At 64.4% G+C, this 20,538-nt stretch carries 19 protein-coding genes; 4 read left to right on the forward strand and 15 right to left on the reverse strand.

The window, feature by feature from the left end:
- Window positions 1–24: 24 nt before the first annotated feature.
- Window positions 25–948, forward strand: a complete 924-nt coding sequence (locus BSY16_RS18155) for a cation diffusion facilitator family transporter (RefSeq protein ID WP_069060965.1) — start codon at window positions 25–27, stop codon at window positions 946–948.
- Between the two features lie 57 nt (window positions 949–1,005).
- On the opposite strand, the gene BSY16_RS18160 is transcribed toward BSY16_RS18155, so the two are convergent.
- The 4 genes from BSY16_RS18160 to BSY16_RS18175 all read right to left on the reverse strand — a co-directional run bounded on the left by BSY16_RS18160 (window position 1,006) and on the right by BSY16_RS18175 (window position 5,669).
- The gene (locus BSY16_RS18160) at window positions 1,006–1,452 is read right to left on the reverse strand and encodes a pseudoazurin (RefSeq protein ID WP_069060966.1); all 447 of its coding nucleotides are present in this window, start codon (window positions 1,450–1,452) and stop codon (window positions 1,006–1,008) included.
- 121 nt (window positions 1,453–1,573) lie between these two features.
- Window positions 1,574–3,004 (reverse strand): amidase, encoded by a 1,431-nt coding sequence (locus BSY16_RS18165; RefSeq protein ID WP_069060967.1) that lies wholly within the window; start codon window positions 3,002–3,004, stop codon window positions 1,574–1,576.
- A 181-nt stretch (window positions 3,005–3,185) separates the two neighbouring features.
- On the reverse strand, window positions 3,186–4,853 hold the full coding sequence (locus BSY16_RS18170; protein WP_069060968.1) for an amidohydrolase: 1,668 nt from the start codon (window positions 4,851–4,853) through the stop codon (window positions 3,186–3,188).
- Between the two features lie 99 nt (window positions 4,854–4,952).
- Entirely contained in the window at window positions 4,953–5,669 is a 717-nt protein-coding gene (locus BSY16_RS18175) for a fumarylacetoacetate hydrolase family protein (RefSeq protein ID WP_069060969.1), read from the reverse strand.
- Between the two features lie 130 nt (window positions 5,670–5,799).
- On the opposite strand from BSY16_RS18175, the gene hpaR reads away from it, so the two are divergent.
- Entirely contained in the window at window positions 5,800–6,303 is a 504-nt protein-coding gene (hpaR, locus tag BSY16_RS18180) for a homoprotocatechuate degradation operon regulator HpaR (protein ID WP_069060970.1), read from the forward strand.
- 3 nt (window positions 6,304–6,306) lie between these two features.
- Here hpaR and BSY16_RS18185 read toward each other — a convergent pair whose 3' ends face one another.
- From BSY16_RS18185 to BSY16_RS18200, 4 genes are read right to left on the reverse strand one after another with little or no spacing between them, the layout of a single operon-like run.
- Window positions 6,307–7,662 (reverse strand): aspartate aminotransferase family protein, encoded by a 1,356-nt coding sequence (locus BSY16_RS18185; protein WP_069060971.1) that lies wholly within the window; start codon window positions 7,660–7,662, stop codon window positions 6,307–6,309.
- 17 nt (window positions 7,663–7,679) lie between these two features.
- On the reverse strand, window positions 7,680–8,324 hold the full coding sequence (locus BSY16_RS18190; RefSeq protein WP_069060972.1) for an HAD family hydrolase: 645 nt from the start codon (window positions 8,322–8,324) through the stop codon (window positions 7,680–7,682).
- Window positions 8,321–9,583, reverse strand: coding sequence for a Tm-1-like ATP-binding domain-containing protein (locus tag BSY16_RS18195; protein ID WP_069060973.1), 1,263 nt, complete (start codon window positions 9,581–9,583; stop codon window positions 8,321–8,323). Before BSY16_RS18195 ends, BSY16_RS18190 begins: the two co-directional genes overlap by 4 nt.
- Window positions 9,580–10,371, reverse strand: coding sequence for an IclR family transcriptional regulator (locus BSY16_RS18200; RefSeq protein ID WP_069060974.1), 792 nt, complete (start codon window positions 10,369–10,371; stop codon window positions 9,580–9,582). The genes BSY16_RS18195 and BSY16_RS18200 overlap by 4 nt, the downstream gene beginning before the upstream one ends.
- Before the next feature lie 204 nt (window positions 10,372–10,575).
- On the opposite strand from BSY16_RS18200, the gene BSY16_RS18205 reads away from it, so the two are divergent.
- Both BSY16_RS18205 and BSY16_RS18210 read left to right on the forward strand, forming a co-directional pair.
- On the forward strand, window positions 10,576–12,021 hold the full coding sequence (locus BSY16_RS18205; protein ID WP_069060975.1) for an APC family permease: 1,446 nt from the start codon (window positions 10,576–10,578) through the stop codon (window positions 12,019–12,021).
- 52 nt (window positions 12,022–12,073) lie between these two features.
- On the forward strand, window positions 12,074–13,555 hold the full coding sequence (locus BSY16_RS18210; RefSeq protein WP_069060976.1) for an aldehyde dehydrogenase: 1,482 nt from the start codon (window positions 12,074–12,076) through the stop codon (window positions 13,553–13,555).
- A 3-nt stretch (window positions 13,556–13,558) separates the two neighbouring features.
- On the opposite strand, the gene hpaI is transcribed toward BSY16_RS18210, so the two are convergent.
- The 7 genes from hpaI to BSY16_RS18245 all read right to left on the reverse strand — a co-directional run bounded on the left by hpaI (window position 13,559) and on the right by BSY16_RS18245 (window position 20,486).
- Complete coding sequence (gene hpaI / locus BSY16_RS18215; RefSeq protein WP_069060977.1) at window positions 13,559–14,365, reverse strand: 4-hydroxy-2-oxoheptanedioate aldolase; 807 nt, start codon at window positions 14,363–14,365, stop codon at window positions 13,559–13,561.
- A gap of 14 nt (window positions 14,366–14,379) precedes the next feature.
- Window positions 14,380–15,183, reverse strand: a complete 804-nt coding sequence (hpaH, locus tag BSY16_RS18220) for a 2-oxo-hept-4-ene-1,7-dioate hydratase (protein ID WP_069060978.1) — start codon at window positions 15,181–15,183, stop codon at window positions 14,380–14,382.
- Window positions 15,180–16,058, reverse strand: a complete 879-nt coding sequence (locus BSY16_RS18225) for a fumarylacetoacetate hydrolase family protein (protein ID WP_069060979.1) — start codon at window positions 16,056–16,058, stop codon at window positions 15,180–15,182. Before BSY16_RS18225 ends, hpaH begins: the two co-directional genes overlap by 4 nt.
- Window positions 16,059–16,067: 9 nt before the next feature.
- Complete coding sequence (locus tag BSY16_RS18230) at window positions 16,068–17,468, reverse strand: pyridoxal phosphate-dependent decarboxylase family protein (protein ID WP_069060980.1); 1,401 nt, start codon at window positions 17,466–17,468, stop codon at window positions 16,068–16,070.
- 62 nt (window positions 17,469–17,530) lie between these two features.
- Complete coding sequence (hpaD, locus tag BSY16_RS18235; RefSeq protein WP_069060981.1) at window positions 17,531–18,511, reverse strand: 3,4-dihydroxyphenylacetate 2,3-dioxygenase; 981 nt, start codon at window positions 18,509–18,511, stop codon at window positions 17,531–17,533.
- A 60-nt stretch (window positions 18,512–18,571) separates the two neighbouring features.
- Window positions 18,572–20,089, reverse strand: coding sequence for a 5-carboxymethyl-2-hydroxymuconate semialdehyde dehydrogenase (hpaE, locus tag BSY16_RS18240; protein ID WP_069060982.1), 1,518 nt, complete (start codon window positions 20,087–20,089; stop codon window positions 18,572–18,574).
- A 10-nt stretch (window positions 20,090–20,099) separates the two neighbouring features.
- Window positions 20,100–20,486 (reverse strand): 5-carboxymethyl-2-hydroxymuconate Delta-isomerase, encoded by a 387-nt coding sequence (locus BSY16_RS18245; RefSeq protein ID WP_069060983.1) that lies wholly within the window; start codon window positions 20,484–20,486, stop codon window positions 20,100–20,102.
- Window positions 20,487–20,538 lie beyond the last annotated feature (52 nt).

The raw sequence follows: 20,538 nt of genomic DNA on the forward strand, positions 1-20,538 counted from the left end.
CAGAACGAGAGAAAGGGCCGATCCATGAGGACGGAACAGGGACTTCTGCGCATCTCCATTGCCGTCACCATCGTGCTTGCCGGCGTCGGTATCCTGTTCGGCATTCTCTCCGGCTCCTTCGCCATCGTCTTCGATGGCGTCTATGCGCTGACCGATGCGGCGATGACCGTGCTCGCCCTGCTCGTCTCGAACCTCATCGCATCCTCGGCGACGGGCGGCGGCAAAGGCCGGCTCGTCAAGCATTTCACGATGGGCTTCTGGCATCTGGAGCCGATGGTGCTGGGCCTCAACGGTATCCTTCTGACCGGTGCGGCGATCTACGCTCTGATCAACGCCATCGGCAGCATCATGGACGGTGGCAGGCCGCTCGATTTCGACCAGGCGATCATCTATGCCGTCGTGACGATCATCGTGACGGTCGCCATGGCGATCATCGCCACCCGCGCAAACCGCACCCTCCAGTCGGATTTCGTGGCACTCGACGCCAAGGCCTGGATGATGTCCGCGGGCCTGACGAGTGCGCTGCTGGTCGCCTTCGTCATCGGCTATTTCATCCAGGGAACGGCCCATGAATGGCTGTCGCCCTATATCGACCCGGTGGCGCTGGCGCTCGTCTGCCTTGTTATCATCCCCATCCCCGCCGGCACCATCCGGCAGGCGCTGGCCGATATCCTGCTCGTCACACCCGGGGACCTGAAAAGCCATGTCGATGCGATCGCCAAAACCATCGTCGAGCGGCATGGCTTCCTCTCCTACCGGGCCTATGTCGCCCGCGTCGGCCGTGGCCGGCAGATCGAGCTCTTCTTCATCGTGCCCGAGGATTTTCCGCCGCGGAAGCTGCAGGAATGGGACGATATCCGCGACGAAATCGGTATCGCCATCGGCGACGAGGGGCCGGATCGCTGGCTGACGATCGCCTTCACCACCGATCCCGAATGGGCAGACTGAAAAAACCCGAAGCGGATCGCTCCACCCCGGGTTTCGTTCCCACTTCGAACCGACCTCCTAGAGACCGAAAGCCGTGATCGCGCCGTCCATGCGCTCGCGGGCCTTCTTCGGCAGCTTGCCGGTCTTGACGGCGTCGAGATTGGCCGGCGCGTCGCCGACGACCACCACACCCACCATGCCCATGCCGACATGCGGCGTGCATTTGACGCCATAGGCGCCCGGCTTGTCGAAGGTGACCTTGTAGTTCTCGTTCATCTTGCTCTTGAAGGCTTCCGCCCCGTCCGGGATCATGCCCTTGATCGTCTCGACATTGTGCCCCTTGTCGGTCGGGATGAAGGTGACCGTGTCGCCGGGCGCCACCTTCACGAAGGCCGGCTCGAACACCATGGCGCCTTCGGCACCCTTGTTGAGCATATGCACCTCGAAATCTGCCGCTGCGGCGGGAAGCGCGAGCGCCAGAATGACCGCTGCTGCACCGACGATGCTCTTTGCCATGATACGCACTGGAAGTCTCCTTGCTGACGAACGTCAATCGTTCATGCGCAAGGGGTAGACCCGCGAGGCCCCTCCTTCTTTGACGTTGATCAAACAACGGGGAGGGGCATGCGTGGCGTGCTGTCGCAGGTTATCGGCCTGCATGCACCGGTGGCAGCATGGCGCTCCAGGGCCGCGCCTCTTCGAGATCGCGGGCAACGCGCACCAGCGTCGCCTCGTCGGCGAAGCGGCCGACGATCTGGATACCGACCGGCATGTGGTTGCGGTCGAGGCCGAGCGGCAGGCTGACGGAGGGCTGGCCGGTGGCGTTGAACGTGCCGAGGAAGGTGAAGAGCGTGGTGTCGCCCTCGGCGAAGCCGGTGGCCGTAAGGTCGGAGCGGGTGGTGGAAAAGCGGCCATGTTCCGGCGCCGTCACCGGCGTCGTCGGCGTCAGCAGGATGTCGTAGCTCGCCGTTGCCATTGCGACATCGTGGCGGATCTTGCGCATGGTCTCGAATATGGTGACGATCTCGGCCGGCGACATGGCAAGCGTCTGGTGCATCAGTTTGAGGATGACAGGCTCCAGCGTCGTGTCGTCCAACGGGCGGCCGAGGCCGGCGGCGAGTGCCGGCAGTTCGGCAAGGCCGAGATTGAAACCGCCCATCACGCCAATCATGATGTCGTGCGAATTCACCGGCGGAGCGATCTCCTCGATCGTATGGCCCATCGACGCGAGCAGGGCGGCCGTCGCGTCGAGTGTCGCCAGCACGTCCTCGGCGATCGACACGCTGCCCCAGGCGGTGCGGGCAAGGCCGATGCGCAGCTTGCCGGTCGGTTGGGTCAGCTCGTCGAGATAGGGCCGCTCCGGCTGGCGGATGATGAACGGATCGCCCGGCTCCGGGCCGGCAAAGACGTCGAGTGCGGCGGCCATGTCGCGCACCGTGCGGCAGACCACGAATTCGCGCGCCAGGCCGAACAGCGAATCCTGCCCGTCCGGACCGCCGGAAACCCGGCCGCGCGAGGGATTGAGGCCGACGAGGCCGCACCAGCCGGCGGGAATGCGGATCGAGCCGCCACCATCCGAGGCATGCGCGATCGGCACGATGCCGGCGGCAACCGCCGCCGCCGCACCCCCGGAAGAGCCTCCGGCTGAGGCGTCGAGGTTCCAGGGGTTGCGGGTAATGCCTTCCAGAATGGTTTCGGTGAAGCCGGCGAAGGCCAGTTCCGGCACGGCGCTGCGGCCGACGATGCGCAGGCCCGCTGCCTTGGCCCGCTTTGTATAGTAGGCGTCGTGGGTGCTGACGCTGCCCTTCAGCAGCCGGCTGCCGCATTCCTGCAGGCGGCCTTCCTCCGTCGCGCCGATATCCTTGCGCAGGAACGGCACGCCATTGAAGGCGCCTTCCACCGGGCCGGGCACTCTTTCCGCATCGTCATAAAACTCGACGACGGCATTGATCGCCGGATCGACCTTTTCGAAGGCCTGCCGGGCAAGGCCTGCAAGTTCCGCGGCGGTCACCTCGCCGCGCTTGACGAGCTGGGCAAGGCTGGTGGCGTCGTGGCTGACATAGTCGGAAAGGTTCATGGGAAAGACCTGGTTGAAATGGGTGCAGGCATTGAAAGGGTTTTTGGTGCGGGCGGCAAGGGCGCGCCGCTTGCGAGGCGCGCCCGGCAGACCTTGTTCAGCAGGCCGGCCCAGATCGTAGAGTTGACGGGCGAATGTCTGCTGCCTGATGGCTGCGTCTCATCTGGAACGGATGAAAGCCTCAGGCCTCGTACGTCACCCGGCCGCCGCAGATCGTCATCTTCGGACGGACCTCACGGATACGCTCCGGCTCGACCGCTTCGATGTCGTTGTCGAGGATGACGACGTCGGCGAAGTAGCCGGGCTTGAGCATGCCCTTGCGATCTTCGGCAAACTCCGCGTAGGCGCTGCCGATCGTATAGGCGGCGATGGCATCGTGCAGGCTGACGGAATGATCCGGATCGCCCTCCTGCCAGACCGTTCGTGTCACGGCGGCCTGGATGCCGGCGATCGGGTCGATCGGCGAGACCGGCCAGTCGGAGGAGAAGGCCAATGCTGCACCCGTTTCCTTGATGCGCCGCCAGGCATAGGCGAGATAACGGCGCTTCTCGCCGATGCGCGAGAGGGTCGGTTCGAGCGGAAAGCACATACCGCCCGGCGGATGCGGCGGCTGCATGGAGGCGATGACGCCGAGCTTAGCAAAGCGTGGCATGTCCTCTTCGGTGATCAGCTCGACATGCTCGATGCGATGGCGGCTGTCGCGGGCGCCGTTGGCCTTCTGCGCGGCCTCATAGCCGTTCAGCACGCGCCGCACGGCGCCGTCGCCGATGGCGTGTACCGCGATCTGCAGGCCGCGACGGTCGATCTCGGTGGCGAGTTCGGCGAAGTCCTCGTTGCTGAAATAGGGCTCGCCATACCAATCCGGCCGGTCCGCATAGGGCTCGACGAGGAAGGCGGTGCCGGATTCCAGCACGCCGTCCATGAAGACCTTGACCATGCCGGAGGAAACCCAGTCGCTGCGGTAGCGCCGATCCATCTCGCTTGCCTTTTCGAGATCGGCGAGCGTCATCGGCTTCTTGAAATGATAGGGCACCTGGCCGCGCACGGTGATCGTGCCGTCCTCTTCCAGCGCCGCCATCAGCTGGAGCTGGTAGAAATTGCCGTCCATGTTGTGAAACGAGGTGATGCCGTGTTTGGCGGCGTGGGCCAGGCCGCGGCGCATGATCGCCTTGTCGGCCTCCCATTCCGCAGCACTTGGCGCGGGGTCGGGCTCGCCGCCGGTCTCGATGCCGAGATGGGTGCGGTTCGGGCCGCCGAGATGCAGGACGGGCGACATGGCTTCGGATTCGCGCAGCTCGCCGGTCGCAAGGCCATCCGGCCCCATCACCACTTCGTTGCCGGGATTGACCGTCTTGCCGTGCAGGATGCCGGCCATGTCGAGCGCCTTGGTATTCGCCCAGCTGGTGTGATGATCGGCGCCGACCAGCACGACCGGTCGGTCCGCGATGATGCGGTCGATATGGTGTCGCGTCAGCGGCTCGTCTTCGGAAATCATTGTGTAACCGGCGCCGTGGCCGGTCAAAAGCGCGTCGTCGGGATGGGTGGTGGCATGGGCAAGCAGGCTCGCCTTCAGCGCCTCGAAACCTTCAATGCCGGCAAGCTGCAGGTGTCCCAGCTCCTCGGCGCCGCCGAACATGTGGATGTGGCTTTCGATGAAGCCCGGCAGCACCGAGGCGCCGCGCGCATCGATAGTCCGAGTTTCTTCGCCCTTCAGCGCAAGGATATCGCGCTCGCTGCCGACGGCAGCGATCCGGCCGCCGGCAAGCGCAATGGCTTCGGCACGCGGATTGGCCTCGTCCATGGTGAGGACGCGCGCATTGATAACAATGAGATCGGCGGATACGGGCATGCAGGTCTCCTCCTCTTGCCACCCCTACGTCCTTTGGCGCAGGCCGAAAGACGAAGGAATACGCCAAAGGGATAGGTGCCCGCATGCGCGATGTCAGATCTATCCGGCGACGTTAAACGTTACCTCATCGAGCCCATCGATATGCGCGACCATCGTATCGCCCTTTTCGATAGCACCCACTCCGGCCGGCGTGCCGGCGAAAATGAGGTCGCCCGGTTGCAGCGTGAACAGACGGGACAGATAGGCAATCATCTCCGGCACCTTCCAGATCATCTGGTTGAGGTTGCCGTTCTGGCGAACCGCACCATTGACGGCAAGCCGGATCGCGCCCTCGCTCAGGTGACCGGTCTCGGCTGCGGAGTGGATGAAGCCGCAGGGCGCGGACCGTTCGAAGGCTTTCGCGACCTCCCAGGGGCGGCCATGTTTCTTGGCTTCCGCCTGCAAGTCACGCCGTGTCATATCGAGGCCGACGGCGTAGCCGTAGACGCAATCCAGCGCATGCTCGACCGGAATGTCGCTACCGCCGCTCTTCAGCGCGACGACCAGCTCGACCTCATGATGTACGTCCGTGCTTGCCGGGGGATAGGGAAAGTCCTCGCCGGGCAGGACCAGGGTGTCCGGGTTCTTCTGGAAGAAGAAGGGCGGCTCCTTGTCGGGGTCATGACCCATCTCGATGGCATGATCGGCGAAGTTTCGACCGACGCAATAGATGCGGTGCACCGGGAAGAGCGCGTCGCTTCCCTTGATGGGCAGGGTGGGAATGGCAGCGAGCGCGAAAATATAGGTCGAGGCTGCGCTGGAAGGTTGTGACGTCATGAGAGGCCGCACTTTCAAAGGTCGTGATTTGAACGCGGACGCTAGCATGCCGGCCGACCGCAATCGATCCGTCCTCTGTCTGATACCGCTCGCGATTGCATGAACTTGAAAAATCACGGATAGAGGCAGGATGACGAAGGATGCCCCGGCGGACATGAACAATCCCAAAAAGACGAAGGACACCACGCCGCGCGAGCGCCGGCGTTCACTGGCGATCGGCCTCCTGAAGGCGCGCGAGGCGGTGATGAGCCATTTCCGGCCGATCCTTGCCGATCACGACGTTACCGAGCAGCAATGGCGGGTGTTGCGCGCGCTGTCGGAGGCCGGCCAGCTCGATGCCACGGAGGTGGCGGAGAAAGCCTTCATTCTCGCACCCAGCCTCACGCGCATGCTGCGCTCCCTGGAAGAGCGCGGATTGATCACGCGGGAGAAAGACGAGGCAGACGGTCGCCGGGTGCTCCTGGCGCTCGCACCCGCCGGTCAGGCTGTCATCGACGAGGTGATGCCGGATTCGCGCCGCGTCTATGCGGATATCGACGCGCGTTTTGGCGCCAAGCGTGTCGATGCGCTTCTCGACATGCTGGAGGAACTCGCCGCCCTCAAGCTTGATGGCAAGGCGGGCGGCGAGGAGTAGCGGTCAGCGCGCGACCTTGGCGAGACCGGCGTCGAGCGCTGCGACGATGCGCTCCACATCCGTCGCGGTAATGATGAGCGGCGGCGACAGGATGATGTTGGCGCCGGAGGTGCGCACCATCACACCGGCATCGTAGGTGCCCTCATAGATCGTCGCGACGACATCCTTTGCAGCCGACGCCTTGGTGTTGCGGTCGGCGACGAGTTCGAGCGCGCACATCAGCCCCTTGCCGCGCACGTCGCCGATGATCTCGTGTTTCGCTTTCAGTCCTTGGAGCCCGGCCACCAGTTCCAAGCCGCGCGCGGCGGCATTCGTCGCGACATCGGCGCGCCTGGTTTCCTTCAGCGTCGCCAAAGCCGCCGCCGCACCCACCGGATGGCCGGAATAGGTGTAGCCGTGGCCGATCGCGCCAAAACTGTTCTTGTTGGCCTCGAAGGCTTCCGCGATCCTGTCGGCGATCATCACCGCGCCGAAGGGGAAATAGCCATTGGTGATGGCCTTCGCGGTGGACATGAAGTCGGGCCTGACGCCCCACAGGCGGGATCCGGTCCAGGCGCCGGTGCGGCCGAAGGCGGTGATCACCTCGTCGGCGATCAGCAGGATACCGTGCCGGTCGCAGATGTCGCGCATCAGCGGCATGAATGTCTCGTGCGGCACGATCACGCCACCGGCACCCAGCACCGGTTCCATGATGAGGGCCGCGATCGTATCGGCGCCCTGGAAGGCGATCTCATCTTCAAACTGTTTGGCGATGAGGCTTGCCAGTGTCGCCGGATCCTCGGTGCCGAAGGGATTGCGGTAGAGATAGGGGCTTGCCAGATGCGTGACGCCGGGCAGCAGCGGTTCGTAGTTGCGGCGGAAATTGGCGTTGCCGTTGACCGACGCGCCGCCAAAATGAGTGCCGTGATATCCCTTCTTCAGCGCGATGAACTTCGTGCGTTCCGGCTGGCCGTTGATCTTGTGATACTGGCGGGCGAGGCGCAGGCACGTTTCCACCGAATCCGAGCCGCCCGAGGTGAAGAAGGCGCGTGTCAGCCCGTCCTCCCTGAACCATTCGGCCAGCTCGTAGGACAGTTCGATCAGCGGCGAATTGGTCGTGCCGCGGAAGGTGGAATAATAGGGAAGCTGGTCGAGCTGGTCGCGGATTGCCGCCTTCACCGGCTCGCAGGAATAACCGAGATTGACGTTCCACAGGCCGCCGACCGCATCGAGCACGGTCTTGCCTTGCAGGTCGGTGATCTCGACGCCCGCTGCGGCGTTGACGATTTTTGGCGGGTTGGCGCGCATTTCCGCCGGGTGCGCCATGGGGTGCCAGAGATGACGGGCATTGTTCTCGACGAGGAAATTGGTTTCACGCATGGGGCTTCTCCGGTTTTCTAGAGGCCGAGCATCGCTCTGGCTTCGGCATAACTTTCGGCGGGGCGGGTGACGTCGAAATGCACATTGGGCAGGCCGACCGCGTTGGCGCCCTCGATGTTCTTCTTCTGGTCGTCGACGAAGACGCAGTTCTCTTTTGCGACCTGGATTTCGGCGATCGCCTGTTCATAGGCGCGCGGGTCGGGTTTCAGGATGCCGGTATAGGTGGCGTCGACGATGACGTCGAAGAGATCGATCAGCGGAAAGCGCTTGCGGAAATCGACGCCGTAGAAGAGATCGAGTTCGTTGGAGAGGATGGCGAGCTTCACGCCGGCGGCCTTTGCCGCAAGGATCGTCTCACGCGCTTCCGGGCGCAAGACGAGGTCCGGTTCGGCGCCGCGGGCACGCTGGACGAAGGTCTTCATGTCCGCCCAGTCTTCGCCGACCAGCCGGCCGGTCTCGCGCGTGCGCTCCATCCAGTAATCGCGCTCGGTGATTTCGCGGTTCTGCATGCGCTGCCAGAGCGGGTCGGTCGCTGGATCGAACGGTCCTTTCCAGGTGAGCGTGCGGGGGGCGAGCCCCAGAGCGCGCTCGGTAACGTCATGCGTTTCGAACAGCGTTCGGGTGACGACGCCGCCGAAATCGAGGATCAGCGCCTTCGTCATGCCGCTTCCGCCTTTCCACCCGGCACCACGCCGCGTGCTACCCAGCCGTCGAAAATTTCCAGCGCCTTCGCCGAAAAGGCAGGGTCGTTGATATGGGCGTTTATCTCGTGCAGCGCGACTGACACAGGCAGCGCCGAACGGAAGGCCTCGACGAGTGCCGCAAGCCCATCCGGATCGTGCAACGGCCCCTCCGGCTTGTCCCATTCCTGAATGCCGCCGGCAGGCAGGATGAAGGCCGTTTCGCCCGCCGCAGCCGCAAGTTTTTCCGCGACGACGCGGGCGATATCCCGGCGGCCGTCATTGTCGGTGGTGACCGAGCCCAGCAGGCGGTTGTGCGCGTGGTACGGCCGGTCGGCAAGCGATGTGGGCAGGTCGCGCCAGGCCTGGAGGTCCACCATGTCGAGACCGCCGGGTGCGACGATCTGCGGGATGCCCCGCCGGCCGGCATTTTCCAGCCGGTCCGGTCCGGAGGTGACGCAGGTGCCGTTCAGGTGGTTGTTGACCTCCTGCGTGCAGAAATCGAAGACCGCCGCAAAACCGCCCTCGGCGGCGATCGCTTCGAAAGCGCGCCCGCCCATGCCGGTGGCGTGGAAGACGGCGACGTCGTAGCCGCGCTTTTCCAGCGCCGGCTGGAGGTGCTTCATATACTTAAGGCAGCTCGAGCCCAGCGAGGTCATGCCGATGAGCGGCCGGTCGCCGGCCGGGCGGACACTGAACCGGGCCGCGCCGACGACGGCGCCGCAGGCCTGTGAAAGCACGGACTTGCAGATCGGGTTGAGGCCGTGCAGCCCACCGGCCCAGAGGATCATCATCAGGTCGGGGGCGATGCGCTCCGGCGGGATGAGGTGGGAATAGGCGATGGTCGAGACGATGAATTTCGGCACGCCGAGCGGAAGGCAGGCGGCGACATCCAGCGCAAGGTCCGTGCCCATGGAGCCGCCGAGCAGGATGACGCCGTCCACCTTGCCCTCATCGAACAGCTTGCGGGTGAGTGTTGCGGCCCCCTTGGCCATCAAGGCCATGGCGCTGTATTCGTCGCCGCTCGTCGCGATCGCTTCGATCGTCGTTTCCGCTACTGCGGCGATGTCATGGCGCGTAAAATCCGGCTGGTAGGGCGGGTCGGCAAGCACGCTGACGTCGATCAGCACTGGCCGGCCGCCAGCGGCGCGGATCACCTCCGCCATGAACTGCAACTCGTCGGCCTTCGTATCGCCGGTGCCGAAGACGAGGATGTTCGGCACCTTGGGTTCGTCGCTCATGGTCTCATTCCCCTGATCATTTTGAGCGGGGCGCTTGGTGCACCCTCGTTTCCGTTCAATCGCGCCGAAAGCCGGCCGGCGGCGTCCGCCACCTTGAGGCCCAGTTCCTCAAGATGCGGCGCGTCGATGCGCACGTCCGGTGCGGCGATGGCGAGTGTGGCAATGGGCCGGCGGTCGGCGCCGAGCACGGCCGCCGCGACGCTGACGACGCCGGCTTCGAGCCCGTTGCGGTTGATCGACCAGCCGCGCTTGCGGGTCTCGTCGAGGCGCTGGCGAAGCGTTGCGAGATCGGTGACGGTGGCATCCGTGAAGGCTTCGAGGGGTTCCTTGAGCAAGGCCTCGGCGGCATCGCGCGGCAAAGGCGCAAGGAAGGCGAGGCCGGAGGCGGTGGCGTGCAGCGGCAGGGTGATGCCGACATCGACGATGACGCGGTGCGCCTTGGAGCAATCCTCGACATGCAGCGAATGCAGCGCACCGCCGGAAAATTCCGCGAGATGGCAGGTTTCGCCCGTCGCTTGCGCCAGTTCCTTGACGAAGGGAATGGCGGCGCGCAGCAGCGGCACGCGGGCCTCGCGAATGCGGGCGAGTCGCACCGGGGTAGCACCGATCCTGTAGCGGCGCGTCACGGTGTCCTGTTCCAGAAAGCCGTGTGCCTCCAGTTCCACCAGCATGCGCCGCGTCGTTGCCTTGTCCATGCCGGCGAGCCGGGCAAGCTCGGAAAGTCCCTTTTCCTCCTCCTCGGCGGCCACCAGGTTCAGCAGCGCGAGGGCCTTTGCGACAGTGCTCACGACTCCTCCAATTACTTAACATGCGAAATAACTTGACAGCAGTAAGGCAAGTTTGCAAGTCTATATTTAAACCACCGGTTTAATATTTGAACCGAAATCAGATCCGGCAAACCGGACATTTTTGCAGCGTTTTGGCCAATCGGCCCCCGCGTCCGGAAAGGAGGTTCCGGTCGCGCTTCACCACTGCATGAAGGGGAACGTATCATGACAGACAGCATTTCATCGGGCGACAACCGCCTCAGAAAGGACAGTCTCGGCGCGCTCGCCGTGACCTTCCTCGTCGTTTCCGCCGCCGCACCGCTGACGGCGGTCGCGGGCGGCGTTCCGCTCGCCATGCTGCTCGGCAACGGCGCCGGCATGCCCGCCACCTTCCTGGTGGTGACGGTCATCCTGCTGCTCTTTGCCGTCGGCTATGTCGCCATGGCGCGGCATATCCGCAATGCCGGCGCCTTCTATGCCTATACGACGCAGGGTTTCGGCGGCTATGCCGGCGGAGCGGCGGCGCTCATCGCCATCCTGTCCTACAATGCCATGCAGATCGGCATTTTCGGCCTGTTCGGCGCCATCACCGCCGGCTTCTTCGCCGGCCTCGGCATAGACCTGCCGTGGTGGGTCTATACGTTCCTCGGCATCGCCGCCGTCGCGGTGCTCGGCTACCGCCGGGTCGATCTTTCGGCCAAGATCCTGACGGTGCTCGTCGTGCTCGAATATCTCGTCGTGCTGGTCATCGATTTCGCGGTGATCGGCACCGGCGGAGACAGTGGCCTGTCGCTTGCGCCCTTCAGTACGGATGCCTTCTTCTCCGGCTCTCCGGCAATCGGCCTGCTGTTCGGCTTCGCCGCCTTCATCGGCTTCGAGGCGACGACGATCTATAGCGAAGAGGCACGCGAGCCGCACCGCACCATCCCGATCGCCACCTATGCCTCGGTACTGCTGATCGGCCTCTTCTACATGTTCACCTCCTGGCTGATGGTGAATGCCGCCGGTTACGAAAAGCTCCTGCCGGAACTGCAGGGCCTGGCTGATCCGACGACCTTCCTCTTCGTGATTTCCGAGCGCTATGTCGGCGCCTGGTTGTCGCCGATCATGAACATCCTGCTGATCACCAGCCTGTTTGCCGGCGTGCTGGCCTTCCACAACGGTGTCGCACGCTACATGTATGTCGCCGGTCGCGAACGGCTGCTGCCTGCCGGCCTCGGCGTCACCCATCCGGCCTTCCAGAGCCCGCATGTCGCCTCGCTCGTCCAGACGGCGATTGCCGTTGCCGTCATCGCGCTCTTTGCGGTCACGGGGCAGGATCCGGTGCTGGCACTGTTTTCCTGGATGACCAATGTCGGCACGCTCGGCGTCATCGTGTTGATGGCGATGACGGCCTTCGCCATCGTCGTCTTCTTCAGCCGCAATCCGGGGCTCGAAAAGAATGCGCTGACGACAAAGGTGGTGCCGGCCGTCACGGGCCTCATCCTGCTGGCCGTCATCGTCACGATCGTGCGCAATTTCGGCGATCTTGCCGGCGCCAGCGGAGCGCTTGCGGTCATCCTGCCTGGCCTTGTCCTGCTGGCCGCGCTGCTCGGCCTGGTGCTTGCCATGCGTCTCAAGGGCGCCGATCCGGCATCCTATGCCCGCCTTGGCCTCGGCCAGGCAAACTGACAAGAGCGCGGGCGGCTGTTCCGAGCCGCCCGCCCGAAGGAAAGGGAAGACCATGCAGGACCGCATCGACCAGGAACGCCAGCGCCCCGCCAGTCCGGGAAAACTCTTCATCGGCGGCGCCTGGGCCGATGCGGCGGACGGCCGCCGCCTGCCGACGATATCCCCCCTCGACGGCCGGGAATTGACCACCATCGCCGATGGCGGGGCGGAGGATGTCGATCGTGCGGTGCGGGCGGCTAGGGCGGCCTTCGACAAGGGCGTCTGGTCCCGCGCAGCCCCCGCCGAGCGCAGGAAGGTGTTACTGCGCGTTGCCGAGCTGATCGAGAAACATGCCCTGGAACTGGCTGTGCTCGGCGTGCGCGACAACGGCACGGAAATCCAGATGGCGCTGAAGGCCGAGCCCGGCAGCGCTGCCGGCACGTTCCGCTACTATGCCGAGGCGATCGACAAGGTCTATGGCGAGATCGCGCCCACGGCAGAAAACGTGCTGGGCCTCATCCATCGCGAACCGGTGGGTGTGGTCGGCGCTATCGTGCCGTGGAATTTCCCGTTGATGATCGGCGCCTGGAAGATCGCGCCGGCGCTTGCGGCCGGCAATTCCGTGGTCCTGAAACCGGCGGAAATCGCTTCGCTCAGCCTGCTGCGCCTTGCCGAACTCTGCGCCGAGGCGGGATTGCCGGACGGCGTTCTCAATGTCGTCACCGGCCGCGGGCAGGTGGCGGGCGAGGCGCTCGGCCTGCACATGGATGTCGACGTGCTGGTCTTCACCGGCTCCGGCCCGGTTGGCCGGCGGCTGCTCGAATACTCCGCCCGCTCCAACCTGAAGCGGGTCTATCTGGAGCTTGGCGGCAAGTCGCCGAACATCGTCTTCGCCGATGCGCCGGACCTCGACAAGGCGGCAAAAACGTCGGCCTACGGAATCTTCCGCAATGCCGGACAGGTCTGCGTCGCCGGCTCACGGCTGCTGGTCGAAAAATCGATCCACGCGGAGTTTACCGCTCGTCTCGTCGCGATAACCGAGGCGATGAAGCTTGGCGATCCGCTGGATCTGGCAACCGAAGCCGGTGCCGTCTCGAGTGAGGCGCAACTCCTGAAGGACATCGCCTTCATCGAGGATGCCGCACGTGAGGGCGCGACGCTGCGCACCGGCGGCAAGCGGCTGTTTGAGGTGACCGGTGGATACTTTCTCCAGCCGACGATCTTCGACGGCGTGTCGCCGGATATGCGCATCGCCCGCGAAGAGGTTTTTGGCCCTGTCCTGTCGGTCATTCCCTTCGAGGACGAAGCGGAGGCCGTGCGGATCGCCAATGGCACGGACTACGGTCTCGCCTCGGCGGTGTGGACCGGCAACCTTTCCCGAGCCCACCGCATGGTGCGGCAGGTCAAGGCCGGTGTCGTGCACGTCAACACCTATGGCGGCGCGGACAATACGGTGCCGCTCGGCGGCATGCGCCAGTCCGGCAACGGCCATGACAAGTCGTTGCACGCGCTCGACAAATATACCGAGCTGAAGACCGCCTGGATCCAGCTCTGAGGATCAGTAGACCTTGGCGGTCGCCGGGGCCTTGGCCGGCTCGGCGGCCTTGAAGTCGGCGAGCAGCTTCGTCGTGGCATTGGCGAGCAGTGTCACGTCGTTGCCGATGGCGACGAAGGTGGCGCCGAGGTCGAGGTAGCGTTTGGCGAGGCCGAGATCGCCGATCAGGATGCCTGCCGCCTTGCCGTGCGACTGGATCTTGAGGAGGGCCTTCTCCACTTCGGCCTGCACTTCCGGCGCACCGGGCCTGCCCAGAAAGCCCATGTCGGCGGCAAGATCGGCCGGGCCGATGAAGACGCCGTCGACGCCCTCCGTGCCGGCAATAGCGTCCAGCGCGTCGAGGCCGGCACGGCTTTCGACCTGCAGCAGCAGGCAGACCTCGTCATTGGCGGTCTGGAGATAATCCGTCGTGCGGTTGAAGGCGGAGGCTCTCGCAAGGGCTGCGCCGACGCCGCGCACGCCATGCGGCGGATAGCGCACGGCCTTCACCATCGTCTCCGCCATCGCCTTGCTGTCGACCATCGGGATAAGCAGGGTCTGGGCGCCGATATCGAGCAGTTGCTTGACGATCCAGGTCTCGCCGATCGGTGGGCGGATGACGGCGTGGCTTGCCGTGCCTTTCATCGCCTGAAGCTGCGAGACGAGCAAGGGCACGTCGTTCGGCGCGTGCTCGGCGTCAAGCAACAGCCAGTCGTAGCCGGCGTCCGCGCAGATCTCGACCGTGTAGGGATTGGCGAGCGCCTGCCAGAGCCCGATCTGCGCGCGGCCTTCCTTCAGCGCCTGCTTGAAGCGGTTTTTTGGAGCGGGCATAGGAAAAATTCCTTCTATGCGAAGAACAGGCTGACGGTGCCGTAGGGACCGAAGTCGCCGACGATCGTATCGCCATGGCGGGCTTCGATCGGGCGGATGAAGGAGCCGGCCAGCACGATCTGTCCCGCCTCGATACCGTCTCCGTATTGCGCCAGCCGATTGGCGAGCCAGGCGACGCCCCGGGCCGGCTGGTTGAGCACGCCGGCGCCGAGCCCGGTTTCCTCGACTTCCGCGTTTCGGCTGACGATGGCGCCCATCCAGCGCATGTCGATCTCACCAGGCCGCACTGCACGGCCGCCCGTGACGATGCCGGCATTGGCGGCATTGTCGGAAATCGTGTCGAAGATGGTGCGGGCCTTCTTCGTCTCGGGATCGACGCGCAGGATGCGGGTGTCGAGGATTTCGAGTGCGGGCGTCACATAGTCGGTGGCGTTCAGCACATCGAAGACGGTGACGCCGGGGCCTTTCAGCGGCGCCTTCATGACGAAGGCGATTTCCGCCTCGACGCGCGGCTGGATGAAGCGGCCCGCCGGCACCGTCGCACCATCCTCGAAGACCATGTCGTCGAAGAGCACGCCGGAGTCGGGGATGTCGATGTTCAGCGCATATTGCATGGCCTTGGAGGTGAGGCCGATCTTCCAGCCGATGACCTTGCGGCCGTCGGCGATCTTCTTCTTCACCCAGGCGCCCTGGATCGCATAGGCGTCGTCCATGCTGATCGCGGGATGTTTCAGCGAGAGCAGGCCGGTCTGGATGCGGGTGCGTTCGGCCGCGTCAAGGCTTTCTGCGGCAAGTCGGATGTCGTCCGGCGTCATCATGGTTGAACCTCGTCGGCAATGGTGTTGCGCAGCAGGCCGATGCCCTCGGCCTCAACCTCGACCACATCGCCGGGCTTCAGCCAGATCGGCGGCTCGAAGCGTGCGCCGGCGCCGGTCGGCGTGCCGGTGACGATGATGTCACCCGGCACCAGCGTCGTGAAGGTGGAGATGTAATTGATGATCTTGCGGAAGGAGAAGATCATCCGGCTGGTGCGATCGCTCTGGCGCACTTCTCCGTTGACGCGGGTTTCGAGCTTGATGTCGGCCAACTGGCTTTCATCCACATAGGGCACCAGCCAGGGGCCGATGGAGCCGGTCGCGTCGAAATTCTTGCCCTGCGTGACGTTGAACTTGGCATGCCGCACCCAGTCGCGGATCGTGCCCTCGTTGCAGAGCGAAAGGGCCGCGATATGGTTCAGGGCATCGGCTTCCGAAATGCGCCGGCCGCCCTTGCCGATCACGATGACGATTTCGCCCTCATAGTCGAGCTGCGGGCTTTCCGGCGGGCGGATCAGCGGGCGGTCGTGGCCGGTGAAGGAGCGCGGGAAGCGGATGAACAAGGAGGGATTGGGCGGGGCGGCCTGGCCGTCCTTGTATTCCTCGTTGCGGTCCGGAAAGTTCACGCCGACGCAGATGATCTTTTCTGGCGCGGGAATCGGGATTTCGTAGACGATGTCGGCGAACGCATGATCGGCGGGAAGCGATGCCGCCTCCTCCGCCAGGCTGGCCAGGGCACCCGCCTCGATCACCTCGCGCAATGTCGGCCAGCGTTTGCCGTGGCGAGCGGAAAGGTCGACGATGCCATCGGATTTGACGAGCCCGTATTTCAGGATGCCCTGATGGGAAAAGCCGGCGAGGCGGGGCCGTTCGGTCACGGTTGTCTCCTATTTCAACGTGCGGGCGATCTCGGTGATCACCGTGAAGGCGGTGTCGGCGTCGTCGCGGATCATCTCGAACTGACCCGCCTGGAAGCGGATGGCGATGCGGCCGTCGACGCGGGTCTGCGTCAGGTAGATGCGGCCATCGTCGTTGATGGCGTTGACCAGCGCGATGTTGTGCTCGTCTCCACCGCCCTTGTGGCGGAAGGAGAAGAGCGAGAGCACCGGCTGGCTGACGATCTCGAAATCCGGCTCGGCGGCCAGCCGCTTCGCCAGCTCCTCCGACCACGTCACATGGTTGCGGATCATCGTGCGCAGGCCTTCGAGTCCATGGTAGCGCAGCAGGAACCATAGTTTCAGCGCGCGAAAACGGCGGCCGAGCGGCACGGACCATTCGGAATAGTTGATGATGCCGTCATGGCCGTGGGTCTTGAGATATTCCGGCTGGATGGCCAGCGTGCGCACCTGGTCGGCCGGGCTGCGGATGAACTGCACCGAGCAATCAAAATTGGCGCCGAGCCATTTGTGCGGGTTGAACACGATGGAATCCGCCGCCTCGACACCGTCCCAGAGGTCACGAAACTCCGGACAGATCATGGCGGAGCCCGCCCAGGCGGCATCGACATGCAGGTACAGGCCATGGGCCTTCACGACCGTCGCGATGTCGCGGATCGGGTCACAGGCGCCGATCGAGGTGCCGCCGGTGCAGGCGATGACGCCGGCCGGGATGTGGCCGCTTGCAATGTCGGCCTTGATCGCGGCGTCGAGCGCATCCGGGTCCATGCCGTTCAGCGGCCCCTTGGTCGGGATGCGCACGAGGTTCGCCTCGCCGATGCCTGATATCCAAATCGCCCGGTCGATGGAGGTGTGCACCTGTTTCGAAGCATAGACGCGAACGGCTTTGTGCGCTGACAACCCCTCGCTGTTGCCTTTCCAGTCGAGCGCCTTTTCGCGCATCACCAGCACGGCGGCGAGCGTTGCGGTCGAGGCGGAATCCTGGATGACGCCGGAAAACGCGTCCGGCAGGCCGAGCGCCTGGCGCAGCCAGTCGACCACGCGGGTTTCCAGTTCCGTTCCCGCCGGCGAGGTCTGCCACAGCATGCATTGAGCCGCGACCGACGTGGCAAGATAGTCCGCGATCACCGAGACCGGCGCGGCATTGGCCGGGAAATAGGCGAAGAAGCGCGGATGCTGCCAGTGGGTGAGGCCATCGGGAATGATGCGCTCGAAATCGGCGAAGATCGTCTCCATCGTTTCGCCGGCTTCCGGAGCCGCATCGGCGATCTGCTTGATGATGTCGCCCGGCTTGGTTTGCGCGCGCACCGGCCGTTCGCGCAGGCCAGCGCGATAGTCGGCGCCCCAATCGGCAACCGTACGCGACCATTGGCGGAATTCTTCGCTGTCCATGTCTCACTCCCTTGACGGCGTTGCACTCTTCTCGGCGCTCGGGCGCCCGATTGCAATGCCCGTCAGGGGGCGATGATCGGCTGCGCCTTGAGCTGCGAATCCGAGACTTCGGTGCCGGCAAACAGGCTGCCGTGCTCGAACCAGGATTTCGGCGCCGGAGACCCCCACAGCGTCTGGCGTTGCGGATCCTTCAGGTCCCATTTGATCGGCTCGAGGTCCGGGTCCACCGTCTGGTAGTCCGAGCAGTAGATCTCGATGCGATGGCCGTCCGGATCGAGGATGTAGAGGAAGAAGGCGTTGGAAATACCGTGCCGGCCAGGGCCACGCTCGATATTGGCGACCCAGCCGGTCGTCGCCATCAGGTCGAGCAGGTCTATGATGTTGAGCGGTGTCGGCACCCAGAAGGCGGTGTGATGCAGGCGCGGGCCGCGGCCGTTGGTGAAGGCGATGTCATGCACGCCGCCCTTGCGATGCGTCCAGGCCGCCCAGAGCCGGCCCGTTTCTTCATCCTCGGTATATTCCGTCACGCGGAAACCGATTTCGTTGTAAAAGGCGACGCTTTCGTCGACATTCGGCGAGAAGCAGTTGAAATGATCGATGCGTAGCGGTTTGACGCCGCGATAGAGCGCATATTTCTGGTGGATCGGCGGCAGGCGGTCCATTTTCGTGTAGAATTCCAGCGGAATGCCATGCGGATCGCGCGTGCGGAAGGTGCGGCCCTGATAGGGGCGCTCCACCCATTCCACCGGCAGGCCCTTGCCCTTGAAGAAATGCACCGCCTTGTCGAGGTCTTCGTCGTCGAACACCTTGAAGCCGAGGTCGCGGGCTTCTGCCTTCTCCGATTTCTTCAGCACGATGCAATGATGGCCGCGCTCTTCCATGGCGCGCAGGTAGATCGTGTCCGCCGTCTCGTCCGTCACCTGCAGGCCGAGCGTATCGACATAGAAGGCGCGGGATTTTGCGAGGTCGGTGACGCCGAACTCGACGTGGCTGAGCCGGATGATGTTGAAGGGCGGGTAGAGATTAGGCTGGGGTACGGGCATGGGGTCCTCCTCAAGCCCGCCTCGGCAAACGAGGACGGGCGCAGTCTTGTCTTTGGGCGATCAGCCGCCGAGTTTCGGGATGGCGTGGGCGCTTGTGGCGAAGGCGACGTTCTTCGTCTCCATATAGAAGTCGAAGGACCAGTCGCCGCCATCGCGGCCGATGCCGGAATTCTTGACCCCACCAAAGGGCGTCGGCAGGTGGCGCACATTCTCCGAATTCACCCAGATCATGCCGGCCTCGAGATGATCGGTGAAGCGGAAGGCGCGCGTGACGTCCGCCGTCCAGAGATAGCCGGTGAGACCATACTGGACGTCGTTGGCGAGTGCCAATGCGTCTGCCTCGTCCTTGAAGGGGATGGCCGTCAGCACCGGTCCGAAGATTTCCTCCTGGGCGATGCGCATGGCGTTGTTTGCGCCGGTGAAGAGCGTCGGCGAGACGTAGCATCCGCCGCCCGGCCCCTCGAATTTTTCACCACCGGCGGCGACCGTGGCACCTTCCTCCCGGCCGATCGCGATGTACTCCAGAACCTTCTTCTCGTGCACCGGATGGATCAGCGGGCCGACGACGGTTTCGGGATCGAGCGGATGGCCGACCGTGATGCGCTTCGCCTTTTCCGCGACGAGGGCGGTGAACCTCTCGTAGATGCTCTCTTCCACCAAGAGGCGGGAGGACGAGGTGCAGCGCTCGCCGTTCAGCGAATAGATCATGAAGACGGCGGCATCTGCCGCGCGTTCCAGGTCGGCATCGGCGAAGACGATGACGGGATTCTTGCCGCCGAGTTCGAAATGCACGCGCTTCAGCGTGTCGGCGCCCTGTTTCATGATCATCGATCCGGTGCGGCTTTCGCCGACGAAGCCGATCGCCTTGATGAGCGGGTGTTCGGTGAGCGCCTTGCCAGCATCCTCGCCAAAACCGTTGACGAGGTTCCACACGCCTTTCGGCAGGCCAGCCTCTTCCGCGATCTCGACGAGCAGGCGCGCGGTCAGCGGCGAGAACTCGGCCGGCTTGTGCACGATGGTGCAGCCCGCCGCGAGCGCCGGCGCGATCTTCCACGTGGAGAGCATGAAGGGCGTGTTCCACGGGGTGATAATGCCGACCGGACCGATCGGCACGCGGGTCGTCATGTTGACCTGGCCCTCGGTGCGCAGCGTCTTGCCGTCACGCGCTTCCGGCGCGCGGTCGGCGAAGAAGCGAAAATTCTCCGCCCCGCGGAGCGCGGCCTTGGCCATGAAGCGCAGCGACTGCCCGGTATCCATGCACTCGACGAAGGCGATCTCTTCAGCGCGCGCAACGATCGCATCGGCGATCTTGTGCAGCAGTTTTTTCCGCGCGTCGCCCGGCATGGCTGCCCAGTCGGCGAAGGCGGCCTTCGCGGCCCTGGCGGCGCGGTCGATGTCGGCGGCCTTGCCCTGCGCCACTTTGGCAAGCGGCTTCAGATCGACGGGAGACATGGTCTCGAAGGTTGCGCCATCCGCAGCCGGCACGTCCTCGCCAGCAATACGGTTCAGCACGCCGTTTTGCTTGAAGCGGGCGAGGTAGGTCTCCGCCTTCGTGATGTTTTCCTGAAATTTCGTCATGGGAGTCCCGTTACTTGCCGCGCAGGCGCGGATGAATGGCATTCTTCTTCCAGCTCAGCTCCGCGTCGATCTCGCGGATTTCCAGCGAAAGCGCGAAGTGCGGCGTCTCGAAGAGGGGGGCGAGCAGCCGGCTCGCCGTAGCGAAGAGCGCCTCGCCGGTGCGTTTCTTTTCTTCCGCACTGCGGCCCTTGCCGATCCGGAAGTTGAGATCGACGAAGGCATTTTCCGGCAGCCGGTCGGCAATCGCATAGTGATCGGCGCGAAGGGCCCGCACACGCAGCGCGCCGACCTCGAAAAGCCCGGTTTCCAGCACCGTTTCCAAGAGCGCCGCGCAGAGCGCGTCGAGATCGGTGCGGCCTTCGAGATTGGCCGAATATTCGACGATCAGGTGCGGCATCGTTCCTCCCGGTGCAGCTTTTTATTTAACGTGTTAAATATATGGCCGTTTG

Origin of the sequence: Sinorhizobium sp. RAC02 (genome assembly GCF_001713395.1) — a bacterium.
Taxonomy (GTDB): Bacteria; Pseudomonadota; Alphaproteobacteria; order Rhizobiales; family Rhizobiaceae; genus Shinella.